This window comes from Streptomyces sp. NPDC053560 (genome assembly GCF_044544605.1).
Lineage (GTDB): Bacteria > Actinomycetota > Actinomycetes > Streptomycetales > Streptomycetaceae > Streptomyces.
On sequence record NZ_JBITXI010000012.1, the window covers coordinates 298,478 to 313,065 of the forward strand.

Annotated in this window: 6 protein-coding genes, 1 tRNA gene and 1 rRNA gene; 1 reads left to right on the forward strand and 7 read right to left on the reverse strand. The window is 69.8% G+C overall.

What is annotated here, in order from left to right; translation table 11 throughout:
• Window positions 1-53: 53 nt before the first annotated feature.
• The 4 genes from ACIGQF_RS28345 to ACIGQF_RS28360 form a co-directional block, all read right to left on the reverse strand.
• Window positions 54-857, reverse strand: coding sequence for a RodZ domain-containing protein (locus ACIGQF_RS28345; protein ID WP_361563116.1), 804 nt, complete (start codon window positions 855-857; stop codon window positions 54-56).
• Window positions 858-1,071: 214 nt separating this feature from the next.
• Window positions 1,072-3,840 carry a DNA translocase FtsK gene (locus ACIGQF_RS28350; protein WP_399715731.1) on the reverse strand — a complete coding sequence of 923 codons (2,769 nt, stop codon included), beginning with the start codon at window positions 3,838-3,840 and terminating at the stop codon, window positions 1,072-1,074.
• 191 nt (window positions 3,841-4,031) lie between these two features.
• Window positions 4,032-4,715: a response regulator gene (locus tag ACIGQF_RS28355; RefSeq protein ID WP_361563119.1), complete on the reverse strand. Its 684-nt coding sequence runs from the start codon at window positions 4,713-4,715 to the stop codon at window positions 4,032-4,034.
• Window positions 4,716-4,968: 253 nt separating this feature from the next.
• On the reverse strand, window positions 4,969-10,467 hold the full coding sequence (locus ACIGQF_RS28360) for a HAMP domain-containing protein (protein WP_399715733.1): 5,499 nt from the start codon (window positions 10,465-10,467) through the stop codon (window positions 4,969-4,971).
• Window positions 10,468-10,748: 281 nt separating this feature from the next.
• On the opposite strand from ACIGQF_RS28360, the gene ACIGQF_RS28365 reads away from it, so the two are divergent.
• A complete protein-coding gene (locus tag ACIGQF_RS28365; RefSeq protein ID WP_399715736.1) occupies window positions 10,749-13,397 on the forward strand; it encodes a SpoIIE family protein phosphatase in 2,649 nt (882 codons plus the stop codon).
• Window positions 13,398-13,491: 94 nt separating this feature from the next.
• On the opposite strand, the gene ACIGQF_RS28370 is transcribed toward ACIGQF_RS28365, so the two are convergent.
• The 3 genes from ACIGQF_RS28370 to rrf form a co-directional block, all read right to left on the reverse strand.
• A tRNA-Thr gene (locus tag ACIGQF_RS28370) sits at window positions 13,492-13,564 on the reverse strand.
• A 138-nt stretch (window positions 13,565-13,702) separates the two neighbouring features.
• Entirely contained in the window at window positions 13,703-14,380 is a 678-nt protein-coding gene (locus ACIGQF_RS28375; protein WP_399715739.1) for a DegT/DnrJ/EryC1/StrS family aminotransferase, read from the reverse strand.
• 116 nt (window positions 14,381-14,496) lie between these two features.
• Window positions 14,497-14,588, reverse strand: a 5S ribosomal RNA gene (gene rrf, locus ACIGQF_RS28380); the annotation flags it as partial.

The following is a 14,588-nucleotide window of genomic DNA, read 5'->3' on the forward strand; positions in this document are numbered from 1 at the left end:
CGCCTCTCCCCGAGAGGCGGCGGGCGTTTTCCCGAAAGGCGGCCGGCGCTCGGTCAGCCTGCCTGCGGATCACCCGGGGTGTAGCTCAGGCGCTCCACGGAGCCCTTGTCGCCGATTTCCTTGATCTCCTTGCCGTTGACGTACAGCTGCACGGCACCGGCGTTGCCGACGACAAGATCGATCCGCTTCTTGTCGCTGAAGGTCTTGGACTGGCCCTTGCGGAGCAGGCCGTCCTCCAGGAGCTTGCCGTTGGCGTCCTTGGCGGAGACCCAGCTCTGTCCGTCACGGGCGGTGATCTTGATGGTCACCTTGTCCTTCGGCAGCCCGGCGATGGCGCTGTCGGAGGGGTCGGGCTTGGGGTCTGCGGGCTTGGTCTTGGTCGGGGACGGCTTGACCGTCGGACTCTCGCCGACATTTCCGTCGGCGACCGAGGCCTCCTGGCTCCGGTCACCGTCGCTGAACAGCGTGAAGCCGACGAAACCGACCACGGCGACGATGGCGGCGACCATGGCCGCCGTCCAGTTGGGCCGGCGCGGCTCGGGACGGATGCGTTCCGCCTCGAAGAGCGGCGCCGCCGGGGTCGGTGCGGGCCGGCCGCCGTGCTCGGCGTCGTACTGAGCGATCAGCGGGGCCGGATCCAGCCCTACTGCGCGCGCGAGCGTTCGAATGTGACCACGGGCGTACACGTCCCCGCCGCAACGCGAGAAATCTTCCTGCTCGATCGCGTGCACGATGGGGATGCGCACCCGCGTGGTCGTACTGATCTCGTCGACGGTCAGTCCGGCGTCGACGCGGGCCTGCTGGAGGACTCGACCGACGGAAGGCCGGTCGTCTTCAGGGGAGTTGCCGATGGACACGGGGGCGCCTTTCGAGCGTGTAGCCACCTGCTGGATGTTCAGTCTAGGGGTGTACCGAAAGGGTCGGGCAAGCGGGAGAGCGGACTTTGTACGCCATCGGTATACCCCCCGGACCTGGCCGGGGGCCCAACGGTCGCGCATCGCGCCGTCTCTTCCCTCAACTTGACGTATGGGCAGAAGAAACGGTTGCTTGCGATCTCTTTCGAGTGACCTGTCAGTGAGCCTCCCCCCGAATGACGGCGAGCACTCCTTCCAAATCATCCGGTTTCACCAGAACATCGCGCGCCTTGGAGCCCTCACTGGGCCCCACGATGCCCCTGGACTCCATCAGGTCCATCAGCCGCCCGGCCTTCGCGAACCCCACGCGCAGCTTGCGCTGCAGCATCGACGTGGACCCGAACTGGGTGGAAACGACCAGCTCAGCGGCCTGACACAGCAGATCCAGGTCGTCGCCGATGTCCTCGTCGATCTCCTTCTTCTTGCTCTGCCCGACCGTGACGTCCTCGCGGAAGACCGGAGCCATCTGCTCCTTGCAGTGCCGGACCACCGCGGCGACCTCGCCCTCCTGGACGAAGGCGCCCTGCATACGGGTCGGCTTGCTCGCCCCCATCGGGAGGAACAGGCTGTCACCCTTTCCGATGAGCTTCTCCGCACCCGGTTGGTCGAGGATGACCCGGCTGTCCGCCAGCGACGACGTCGCGAAGGCGAGCCGCGAGGGCACGTTCGCCTTGATCAGGCCGGTGACCACGTCCACCGACGGGCGCTGCGTCGCCAGCACCAGGTGAATGCCGGCCGCACGGGCCAGCTGGGTGATGCGGACGATGGAGTCCTCCACGTCCCGCGGCGCCACCATCATCAGGTCCGCCAGCTCGTCCACGATCACCAGCAGGTACGGATACGGCGACAGCTCGCGCTCGCTGCCCTCGGGGGCCGAGGCCTTGCCGGAGCGCACCGCTTCATTGAAGTCGTCGATGTGCCGGTACCCGTATGCCGCGAGATCGTCGTAGCGCAGGTCCATCTCGCGCACCACCCACTGCAGTGCCTCGGCGGCCCGCTTGGGGTTGGTGATGATCGGCGTGATCAGGTGCGGAATGCCCTCGTACGCGGTCAGCTCGACCCGCTTGGGGTCGATCAGCACCATCCGTACGTCGTCCGGCGTGGCCCTGACCATGATCGACGTGATCAGGCAGTTGATGCAGGAGGACTTGCCGGAGCCGGTGGCGCCCGCGACGAGCACGTGCGGCATCTTCGCGAGATTCGCCGAGACGTAGCCGCCCTCGACGTCCTTGCCGAGCCCGACCACCATCGGATGGTCGTCGCCCACCGCGTCCGCCGACCGCAGCACGTCGCCGAGGTTCACCATCTCGCGGTCGCTGTTGGGGATCTCGATGCCGACCGCGGACTTGCCCGGGATCGGGTTGATGATCCGCACGTCCGGGCTGGCCACCGCGTACGCGATGTTCTTCGCCAGCGCGGTGATCTTCTCGACCTTCACGCCCGGGCCGAGCTCGATCTCGTAACGGGTGACGGTCGGGCCGCGGGTGAAGCCGGTGACCGCGGCGTCCACCTTGAACTCCTGGAACACCTTGCTCAGCGACTCGACCACCGCGTCATTGGCGGCACTGCGGGTCTTGCCGGGCCCGCCGCGCTCCATGAGGTCCAGCGAGGGCAGCGCGTACGTGATGTCGCCGGCGAGCTGGAGCTGCTCGGCGCGCGCCGGCAGCTCGCCGGTGGGCTCCGGGGCCTTCTTGGTGAAGTCCGGAACGCTGGAGGAGGACGGGGAGGACGGCGCGGGCTCGGCGTCGCGCGCGGGCGGCACGGACGTGTGCAGGCCCTTCGTCGCGCCGGAGTCGTCGTACTCGCCCCGCTCGCCCTTGATGCCGCTGCTGAGGTCGGCCACCAGCGGGGAGGGCTGGATGCCGTGCAGCACCGCGCCGTCCAGGTTGGCGGCGTACCCGGCGGCGACGTCCACCGCGTCCTGGGAGTGCTCGTGCTCCGGCCCGTCGGCCGGCTCCACGGCGTCCCGGCGCGGCTTGCGGCGCTTGGCGAGGGCGGCCTCCTCCGCCGCCTCGGGGGACCCCTCCAGGGCCTCCGGGCGGCTCCTGCGGCTCTTGCGGGCCGGCTCGGCCACCGGCTCGTCGGCGAAGGCGTCGGCGTCCGGCTCGTACGTCTCCAGCAGGCCCAGCCGGACACCGAGCGCCTTGAAGCGCCGCGGGATGGCCGTGACCGGGGTGGCGGTGACCACGAGCAGCCCGAAGACGGTCACCAGCACCAGCAGGGCGACCGACAGCGTCTGCCCCACCATGAAGAGCAGCGGCTTGGAGACCGCCCAGCCGAGGTAGCCGCCGGCGTCGCGCACGCCGGCGACGTCCTTCTGGTCGGGGGAACCGCACGCGATCGCGACCTGGCCCAGCACGCCGACGACCAGTGCCGAGAGTCCGATGACGATCCGCCCGTTGGCCTCCGGCTGCTCCGGGCGGAAGAAGACGCGGGCGGCGATGCCGCCCACCAGTATCGGGACGAGGAGGTCGAGCCGGCCGAACGCGCCGGTGACCAGCATCTCCACGATGTCCCCGACCGGGCCCTGGAGGTTGGCCCAGGTGCCCGCCGCGATCACCAGGCCGAGGCCCAGCAGGGCGAGCGCCAGGCCGTCCTTGCGGTGCGCGGGGTCGAGGTTCTTCGCGCTGCGCCCCATGCTGCGGAAGAACCAGCCGACGCCGTGCGCGAGGCCCAGCCAGAGGGCGCGCACCGCGCGGTAGACGCCTCCGGTCGGAGACGGTGCGGGCTTCTTCGCCGCCGCCTTCTTCGCCGGTGCCTTCTTCGCGGCCGTCGTCTTCTTCGGCGGCGCCTTCTTGGCCGCCGCCTTCTTGGCGGCGGGCGGTTTCGCGGCGGTCTTCTTGGCGGCGCCCCCGGGGCGCCCGGCGCGCTGCTTCGAGGGGCCCGCCGTGCTCTGGGAACCCTTGCCGGACGTACGTGAGGCCATGGTGACGAGGTTACAGGCGACGCCCCGGGGTGACACGGGCGCTCGGGCCTTCACCCGTTCGTGTCGTAACCAACGCGCCATATGGGCGGTTGGCCCGCCCCGGGCCCAACACCCGGGACTGCACCGGAAGCTGCTGCCGGGTCAGCTTCCGTACGGCACCGGGACGATGCCGTACGGCCGGGCCCGCGGCGTCAGTTCTGCGTCGGTACGGACGGCGTGTCGCTGTTGCCGGCGCCCGGCTCCAGGGCGTCCAGCGCGCGGCGCAGTCCGGTCAGCTTCCGCTCCAGATGCGCGGCGGTCGCCACGGCGGCGGCGTCCGCCGACTCGTCCAGCTGTTTGGACAGCGCCTCGGCCTGCTCCTCGACCGCGGCGAGCCGCGCGGAGAGTTCCGCGAGCAGCCCCGCGGCCTCCTTGGCGTCCTCGCCGGCGGCCGGCTGACCGCCTTCGAGCTGGAGCCGCAGCAGCGACGCCTGCTCGCGCAGCTTGACGTTCTTCATGTACAGCTCGACGAACACCGAGACCTTGGCGCGCAGCACCCACGGGTCGAACGGCTTGGAGATGTAGTCGACCGCACCGGCCGCGTAGCCGCGGAAGGTGTGGTGCGGACCGTGGTTGATCGCCGTGAGGAAGATGATCGGGATGTCCCGGGTCCGCTCGCGCCGCTTGATGTGCGCCGCCGTCTCGAACCCGTCCATCCCCGGCATCTGCACGTCGAGCAGAATCACCGCGAAATCGTCGGTGAGCAGCGCCTTGAGCGCTTCCTCCCCGGACGATGCCCGCACCAGCGTCTGATCGAGCGCAGAGAGGATCGCCTCCAGCGCCAGCAGATTCTCCGGCCGGTCATCGACCAGGAGGATCTTGGCCTTCTGCACCATGGCCCGTCCTCCTCGCCCCGGCACTCCACCGGACGCCGCCCCAGGGGACGGCTCCGTCATGCCGCCCGTACTTGTGCCGGTCATGGTAGCCGCACCCCGCCTGTCGCCACACCCTGTCACCGCTATGTCACCGTGCACGTAGCAGAAACGCAGCAGGAGACCAGAAGGTTCCCCGAATACCGTGCTCCCACACGTCCGCGACCACACTGAGTCAGCATAGGGGCCAAGATCCGGTCTCTCTGCGCACGCCCCGTCACTCCGCGCGCATCCATTGCCGCATGACCGCGAGCAGATGATCGGTGTCCACGGGCTTCGTCACGTAGTCCGAGGCCCCCGACTCGATGCTCTTCTCCCGGTCGCCCTTCATGGCCTTGGCGGTCAGGGCGATGATCGGCAGACCGGCGAACTGCGGCATCCGGCGGATCGCCGCGGTCGTGGCGTAGCCGTCCATCTCCGGCATCATGATGTCCATCAGCACCACTGTCACATCATCGTGCTGTTCCAGCACCTCGATTCCCTCACGGCCGTTCTCGGCGTAGAGCACCGACAGACCGTGCTGCTCCAGGACGCTGGTGAGCGCGAAGACGTTGCGGATGTCGTCGTCGACGATCAGCACCTTCTCGCCGTGGAAGCCGTCGTCTTCGCCGGACGGCGCCACCAGGTCCTGACCGTTGCCCAGCCACGGTTCCTCGGTCGCCGGCTGCGGCTGCGCGGTCGCCGGCTGGCCGGGCAGGGCCGCGCGCTGCGGCGCCGCCGAAAGCCCGCGCCTGCGGCGCCGGTTGAGGCCCGAGGCCGCGGCGTCCGGGGTGGTCGGCTGCTCCTCCTGCGCCGCGTTGTTCGCCGCCTCCTGCTCGGCGATCTCCGCGTCGTGTGCCTCGGCGTCCATCGCGAAACCGCCGGCGACCAGCTGCGGGTAGCCCTGCGGCGGCAGCCCGCCCGGGTTGTACGGGAGGTACAGCGTGAACGTCGAGCCGCGGCCCGGCTCACTGGCGGCGTGGATCTCGCCGCCCAGCAGCCGCGCGATCTCGCGGCTGATGGAGAGGCCCAGGCCCGTACCGCCGTACTTGCGGCTCGTCGTGCCGTCGGCCTGCTTGAACGCCTCGAAGATGACCCGCATCTTGCTGGACGCGATACCGATGCCGGTGTCGGTCACGGAGAAGGCGATCATGTCGGCATCCGGGTCGCGCAGCGCGCCGTGCTCCAGGAGCTGCTCGCGGATGGCCACGGGGACGTCCGTGCCGGCCGGCCGGATGACCAGCTCCACGGCGCCGGAGTCGGTGAACTTCACCGCGTTGGACAGCAGGTTGCGCAGCACCTGGAGGAGGCGCTGCTCGTCGGTGTGCAGCGTCGCGGGCAGCTCCGGGGAGACCCGGACGGAGAAGTCCAGGCCCTTCTCCGCGGTCAGCGGCCGGAACGTGGCCTCGACGTAGTCCACCAGCTGCACCAGCGCGATGCGGGTCGGGCTGACGTCCATCTTGCCCGCCTCGACCTTGGACAGGTCCAGGATGTCGTTGATCAGCTGGAGCAGGTCGGAGCCCGCGCCATGGATCGTTTCGGCGAACTCCACCTGCTTCGGGGAGAGGTTCCCCTCGGCGTTGTCCGCGAGCAGCTTGGCCAGAATCAGCAGGGAGTTCAGCGGCGTCCGCAGCTCGTGCGACATGTTCGCGAGGAACTCGCTCTTGTAGCGCATCGAGACCGCCAGCTGCTCGGCGCGCTCCTCCAGGACCTGCCGGGCCTCTTCGATCTCGGTGTTCTTCACCTCGATGTCGCGGTTCTGCTTGCGCAGCTGCTCCGCCTTCTCCTCCAGCTCGGAGTTGGACAGCTCCAGCGCGCGCTGCCGGCTCTCCAACTCCGCCGAGCGCTCCTTGAGCTGCTCGGTCAGCTCCTGCGACTGGCTCAGCAGGATCTCGGTCTTGGTGTTCACGGAGATGGTGTTGACGCTGGTCGCGATCATCTCGGCGATCTGGCTGAGGAAGTCCTTCTGGATCTGGGTGAACGGCTGGAACGAGGCCAGCTCGATGACGCCCAGCACCTTGTCCTCGAAGAGCACCGGCAGCACGATCACGTTGGCGGGCGGTGCCTCGCCCAGACCGGAGGAGATCTTCAGGTATCCGGAGGGCACGTTCTCCACCAGGATGGTGCGCTTCTCCTCCGCCGCGGTGCCGATGAGCGTCTCGCCCGGAACGAAGGTGGTGGGCATTGCACCCATCGAATAGCCGTACGAGCCCGTCAGCCGGAGCTCGTAGTCGCCCGCCTCGCCGCCGTCCGCGCCGATCTCCTGGTTGTCGTCGGCCGACGTCGCGAGGAAGAACGCGCCGTGCTGCGCGGAGACCGCGGGCGACAGCTCGCTCATGATCAGCTTGGCCACGTCCTTGAGGTCGCGGCGGCCCTGCATCAGGCCGGAGATCCGGGCGAGGTTGCCCTTCAGCCAGTCCTGCTCCTCGTTGGCCAGCGTGGTCTCGCGGAGCGTGGCGATCATCGTGTTGACGTTGTCCTGGAGCTCCAGGATCTCGCCGGCCGCGTCCACGTCGATACGGACGTTGTGGTCGCCGAGGGTCACCGCCGCGGCGACGGCGGCGATCGCCCGCACCTGACGGGTCAGGTTGCCCGCCATCTCGTTCACCGATTCGGTCAGGTCCTTCCAGGTGCCGGCCACGCCGCGCACCTGCGCCTGACCGCCCAGCTGGCCTTCCGTACCCACCTCGCGGGCCACCCGGGTGACCTGCTCGGCGAAGGACGACAGCTGGTCGACCATCGTGTTGATCGTCGTCTTCAGCTCCAGGATCTCGCCCCGGGCGTCGATGTCGATCTTCTTGGTCAGATCACCCTTGGCGATGGCCGTGGTGACCATCGCGATGTTCCGCACCTGGCCGGTCAGGTTGGACGCCATGGAGTTCACCGACTCCGTGAGGTCCTTCCAGGTACCGGCGACGCCCGGCACCCGCGCCTGGCCGCCCAGAATCCCGTCGGTGCCCACCTCACGGGCGACCCGTGTCACCTCGTCGGCGAACGACGACAGGGTCGTCACCATGGTGTTCACCGTGTCGGCGAGCGTCGCGACCTCGCCGCGCGCCTCGACCGTCACCTTCTTGGTCAGGTCACCGTTGGCCACCGCCGCGGAGACCTGGGAGATGTTCCGCACCTGGATGGTCAGGTTGTTGGCCATCAGGTTCACGTTGTCGCTGAGGTCCTTCCAGATGCCGGTGACTCCCGGCACCCGGGCCTGGCCGCCCAGCTGGCCCTCCGTACCCACCTCACGGGCGACCCGCGTCACCTGCTCGGCGAAGAGCGACAGCTGGTCCACCATCGTGTTGACGGTCGTGACCAGTTCGAGGATCTCGCCCTTGGCGTCGACGGTGATCTTCTTGGAGAGGTCGCCGCGGGCCACCGCGGTCGTCACCTCGCCGATGTTCCGCACCTGGGAGGTGAGGTTGTTCGCCATGAAGTTCACGGACTGGGTGAGGTCCTTCCAGGTACCGCTCACCCCCTGGACCTCGGCCTGGCCGCCCAGGATGCCCTCGGTGCCCACCTCACGGGCCACCCGCGTCACCTGGTCGGCGAAGGAGGACAGCTGGTCCACCATCGTGTTCAGCGTGTTCTTCAGCTCCAGGATCTCGCCGCGGGCGTCCACGTCGATCTTCTGGGAGAGGTCACCACGGGCCACCGCGGTCGCGACCTGTGCGATGTTGCGGACCTGGGCGGTGAGGTTGCCGGCCATGCCGTTCACCGAATCGGTCAGATCGCGCCACACCCCGGCCACGCCCGGAACCTGGGCCTGACCGCCCAGCCGGCCGTCCGTACCCACCTCGCGGGCCACCCGGGTGACCTGCTCGGCGAACGCCGAGAGCTGGTCGACCATCGTGTTGATGGTGTTCTTCAGCTCCAGGATCTCGCCGCGCGCGTCGACGTCGATCTTCTGGGAGAGGTCACCCCGCGCGACCGCCGTCGTCACCTGCGCGATCTGCCGCACCTGGGACGTGAGGTTCCCCGCCATGAAGTTGACGGAGTCGGTCAGTTCCTTCCATGTACCGCTCACACCCGGAACCTGGGCCTGACCGCCCAGCCGGCCCTCCGTACCCACGTCCCTGGCCATCCGCGTGACCTGGTCCGCGAACGAGGACAGCTGGTCCACCATCGTGTTCACGGTGTTCTTCAGCTGGAGCATCTCGCCGGAGACGTCCACGGTGACCTTCTGCGACAGATCACCGTTGGCCACGGCCGTCGTGACCTGCGCGATGTTCCGGACCTGGCCGGTGAGGTTGCGGAAGGCCGTGTTCACCGAGTCGGTGAGGTCCTTCCACGTACCGGCCGCGCCCGGCACCTGCGCCTGGCCGCCCAGCTCACCCTCGACACCGATCTCCCGGGCCACCCTCGTGACCTCGGCACCGAAGGAGGACAGCTGGTCCACCATCGTGTTCACGGTGTTCTTCAGTTCGAGCATCTCGCCGGAGACGTCGACCGTGATCTTCTGCGACAGATCACCGTTGGCCACCGCCGTCGTGACCTGCGCGATGTCCCGCACCTGACCGGTGAGGTTACGGAAGGCGTTGTTCACCGAGTCGGTGAGGTCCTTCCACGTGCCCGCCGCGCCCGGCACCTGCGCCTGGCCACCCAGCTGGCCCTCGGCGCCGACCTCGTTCGCCACCCTCGTCACCTCGTCGGCGAACGTGCGCAGCGTCTCGGTCATCGTGTTGATCGTGTCGGCCAGCTGCGCGACCTCGCCGCGCGCGCTCACCGTGACCTTCTGGGAGAGGTCGCCGTTCGCGACAGCCGTCGTCACCTGCGCGATCCCGCGCACCTGGGCCGTGAGGTTGCCGGCCATCAGGTTGACCGAATCGGTCAGGTCCTTCCAGACGCCCGCGACGCCCGGCACCCCGGCCTGGCCGCCCAGCTCGCCCTCCGTACCGACCTCCCGGGCCACCCGGGTCACCTCGGAGGCGAAGGAGGAGAGCTGGTCCACCATCGTGTTGACGGTGTTCTTCAGCTCCAGCATCTCGCCCGCGACGTGGACGGTGACCTTTCTCGACAGGTCACCCTTGGCCACCGCGGTCGTCACGAGAGCAATGTCACGCACCTGCGCGGTGAGCCGCGAGGCCATCGTGTTGACGGAATCCGTCAGGTCCTTCCACGAACCGGACATTCCGCGTACCCGGGCCTGACCGCCGAGCTTGCCCTCGGTACCGACCTCGCTGGCGACCCTGGTCACCTCGTCGGTGAACGCCGACAGCTGGTCCACCAGCCCGTTGACCGTACGGCCGACCTTCAGGAACTCGCCCCGCAGCGGATGCGCCGTGGTCCCGTCGCTGCTGCGGGTCCGCAGGTCCATGCGCTGTTCGAGGTCGCCCTCGGAGACGGCGGAGAGGACCCTGCCCACCTCGGAGACCGGCCGGACGAGATCGTCCACGAGCGCGTTCGAGGCGTCGATCGCGGCCGCCCAGGAGCCCTCACAGGCTCCGACCTCCAGCCGTTCTGTGAGCTTTCCCTCACGTCCCACGACCCGTCGCACCCGGGCCAGCTCGCCCGTGAGGTGCAGATTGCGGTCGGCGACCTCGTTGAAAACGGCCGCCACCTCCGCCATGACACCCTCGCCGGAGACGGTCAGCCGCTTGCGGAAGTTCCCGTCCCGCATCGACACGAGAGCGGACAGGAGGCGGTTCAGCGCCGCCGTGTCCACCTCGGTCGTCCCGTTGTTGCGGGAGCGTCCGCCTTTCGCGCGCGTGCTTGCACCCCGCGCCGCTCCGCCAGACTCCACCGTGTCCCTCCCGCAGGGTCGACCGTTCTACCCGGGCCTTCTCTTGAAGCCTTCCCAGTGTTTCACCATGGCCCAACCAGGCCATAACAGTTCGGCAGCATCGCATACCCGTCCGTGGCGAGCCCGGGGCGGGAAACACACGTGACCGGCATCCATGCGGGCGTCGAAGGTAAGTACCCTGGGCTCCGGCTGTCCACCCGCACTGCCGGTGCGGTGGTGCGAGCACGACGGGCATTCGGAGGGGCGCCGCGATGATGGGGGAGCAGATCACCGACACACGCATGAGGAGACCAGTGATCACCGCGCGGGCCGCTGCCACCTTCGAGCCGGTTGGGCGTTCGGTCGCCACGGCCCGGGCTTTCGTGCGCGACACCCTCCAGGGCTGGGGCCACGGCGACATCATCGACGACGCCGTCGTCCTCACCAGTGAGCTGGTCACCAACGCCGTCGTGCACGCCGGTACCGCGGCCGACGTGCTCTGCCTCCGTACCGATACCGGCGTCCGCGTCGAGGTCGCCGACCGCTACCCCGAGCGCGAGGTGCCCGTGCAGAGCGCCGGCCAGGCGCTCGCCCACCCCGACCGCGAGGGCGGCCGCGGGCTGCTGCTGTGCGGCGCGCTGGCCACCCGCTGGGGCGTGGAGTACACCGCCTCCCAGAAGCACGTCTGGTTCCAGCTCGACCTGCCGGAGCGGCCCGCCGGCACCCGTACGGCCGGTCCCGCGCTCCCCGTGGACGCCCTGCCCGTCGCCGAGCACCGGGTCCGCGTCGCCGTCATCCAGATCGACCGCGGGGGCTGCATCAGCTCCTGGAACGAGGACGCGCAGGATCTTTTCGCCTATGCGCCCGAACAGGTGATCGGCAAGCCTCTCACCGACTTCGCCGCCTGGCCGCACACCCCCGGCACGGGCACCGGCATCGTCGAGGCCCTCCAGCTCTCCCGGTGGGAGGGCTCGTACGGCATAAGGGGTGCCGACGGCCGCGTCGTCCCCGTGTACGCCTCCCACCTCCGCGTACGGGACGCCGACGGCGAGCCCTCCACGGTCTGCCTCCTCGTACGCGACCACGAGCGCGCCGTGCTCCAGAGCCCGCCGCGCACCCCCGCGGACTCCTCCGGGCAGCAGTCGGAGGGCCACGGCCCCGCCGACCCGTTCGAGGTCTTCATCGGCTCCCCTGCCCCCGACGACCTCGACGGCCTGCTGCAGCGCACGGTCGAGCGCGCCCGCGACATGCTCGACGGCGACGCCGCGTACCTCCTGCTGGCCACCGACGACGAGACCGAGCTGGAGGTACGCGCCTCCACCGGGCTGCCCTCCGCACGGCAGCGCTTCGCACGCGTCCCCGTGGAGGCCGGCAGCGGCCGCTACGGGTCGGCACGCATGCCCGCCGTCCACGAGGACCTCACCGCCGTACAGGGCGCCGTACCGCTGCTCTCCGGTACGGGCATGCGCTCCGTCGTCACGGTCCCCCTCAAGGTCGAGGGCCGGCTCACCGGCTCCCTCGGCGTCGCCGCCGAGGCCCCGGGCCGCTACACCAACGAAGAGGCGCTGCGCCTGCAGTTCGCCGCCGACCGCATCGCGCTGGCCGTCGAACGCGCCCGCCTCACCGAGCTGGAACGGCTGCGCCGCGGCTCGCTCTCCTTCCTCGTCGAGGCCTCCGACCTGCTCGCGGGCACCCTGGACCGCAATCAGACGCTGGCCCTCATGGCCCAGATGACGGTCCCCACGCTCGCCACCTGGTGCGCCGTGTACACCGTCGCCGACCAGGCCTCCGAGCCCGAGCTCTCCTTCGTGCTGCACGAGGACGAAGACCGCATCGACGGCCTCAAAACACTGCTCCAGAAGGTCCCGCCGCCGGAACCGGTGCCCACCCCCGGAGCCCGCGTCTGGAGCGCCCCGGGAGACGCGGCGCACGACGCCGCACTGCGCACCTCACTGCGCAGCCTCGGGCTGGGCGCCTCGGCGCGCCCGTCCAGCGGCCCCGGCGCCACGCTCGCCACCGCATCGGCGGTCGGCGGCGAGACCGTCGTCCTGCCGCTCGTCGCCCGTAACCGCGTCATCGGCATGCTCACCCTCGGCAAGCCCACCGAGGAGCACTTCCGCCAGGAGATCCTCGAACTCGCCGAGGACCTCTCCCGCCGGGCCGCGCTCGCCCTGGACAACGCGCGCCTGTACTCGGAGCGCACCGCCATCAGCCAGTCCCTCCAGCGCAGCCTGCTGCCGCCGGAGCTGCCGGACGTGCCCGGCGTCGAGGTCGAGGTCATCTACCGCGCGGCCGGCGAGGGCAACGAGGTCGGCGGCGACTTCTACGACCTCTTCCCCATCCGGGACGGCGCGTACGGTTTCGCCATCGGCGACGTCTGCGGCACCGGCCCCGAGGCCGCGGCCGTCACGGGCCTGGCCCGGCACGCGCTCCGGCTGCTCGCCCGCGAGGGCTTCGGCGGCCCGGCCGTCCTGGAACGCCTCAACGCCGCGATCCTCGACGAGGGCGCACGCAGCCGGTTCCTCACGCTCCTCTACGGGGAGCTGTGGCCGCAGCGCGACGGCAGCGCCGTCCTGAAGGTCGTCTGCGCGGGACACCCGCTGCCCCTGCGGCTCCGCCAGGACGGCACGGTCGAGCCCGCCGCCGAACCGCAGCCCCTGCTGGGCGTCATGGAGGATCTGGAGCTGTACGCCCAGACCGTCACGCTCGACCCGGGCGACGTCCTGCTGTGCGTCACCGACGGCGTCACGGAGCGCCGTGAGGGCACCCGCATGCTCGGAGACGACGGCCTGGCCGACGTCCTGACGACCTGTACGGGCCTCACCGCCGGCGCGGTGGCCGCGCGCATCCTGCGTGCCGTCGAGCGCTTCGCCGCCGAACCCGCCTCCGACGACATGGCCATCCTCGCCATGCGGGTGCCGGAGGCCGTGCACGAAGGAAAGCTGCCGTAGAAACTCCGCGCCCCGGGGCACATCCCCGGGGCGCGGATCGGTACATCTGCATACGAAAAAGGCCCCCGCCTGCTGGCGGGGGCCTTTTCTCCAGAGCCCCAATACGGAATCGAACCGTAGACCTTCTCCTTACCATGGAGACGCTCTGCCGACTGAGCTATTGGGGCGCGTCGACGGGTTTAACTATACCCGATCACAGACGATGGTTCGAATCGCCTCCGGACGCCCGGCAGACCTCTCCCGGCCTCTCCGTATAAATCGGAATTACCCGGCGCCATTACCTCGCGCCGGGTTTACCGGCGGGCTCAGAACGCCGGCTGCAGCAGCCCGCCGAGCGCATTGCAGGCACTTACCATCCGCTGCAATTCACGACGGGTCAGCGACTCGGCCACGGGCAGCGCCAGCGTCTCGTCGCACGCCCGCTCCGTGTGCGGCAGCAGCAGGTCCCGCCGGTACTCCGGCATCCGGTACACCGGAACCGGTACGGGCACCCGGCAGGCCACGCCCTTGCCCCGCAGCGTCCGCGCGAAGGCGTCGCGGTCCGGCCGGCCGTTGCCGGGGATCCGCACCACGTACTGCTCGTACGTGTGCTCAGCGTGCTCCACGGGCGTCCGTACGCCGCGGAGCCGCCCGGCGAGGTACGTCGCGTACGCGCGGCGCCGCTCGGCGCCGGCCGGGGCCACACCGGGCTCCGCGGTCATGTGCACAAGAAGGCCGTGCCGCTCGCCCAGCGCCTGGAGGCGGCCCAGGTCGGCCTGGTGCCCGAAGCGATGGACGGCGATGACGGCGGCGGTCCTGGAGTTCACCACGTCGGCCACGGCGGCCGGGTCGAGGCAGTAGGTGTCCGGGTCGATGTCGGCGAAGACCGGTACGGCTCCGGCACGCACGACGGCCTCGGTGACCTCGGCGTTCCCGAACGCCGGCACCACGACCTCGTCACCGGTGCCGATACCGGCCGACTCAAGCGTTCCACTTGTCCCCATGCCTCCGGATGTTGGCGGCCCAACGTGAACACCAAGTGACACGCGGCACTGCAGCAACCGAACAAAAAAGCTCCGGTCCCTGAACCAAAAGGTTCAGGGACCGGAGCTGAAGAATTGTTCGGCGGCGTCCTACTCTCCCACAGGGTCCCCCCTGCAGTACCATCGGCGCTGAAAGGCTTAGCTTCCGGGTTCGAAATGTAACCGGGCG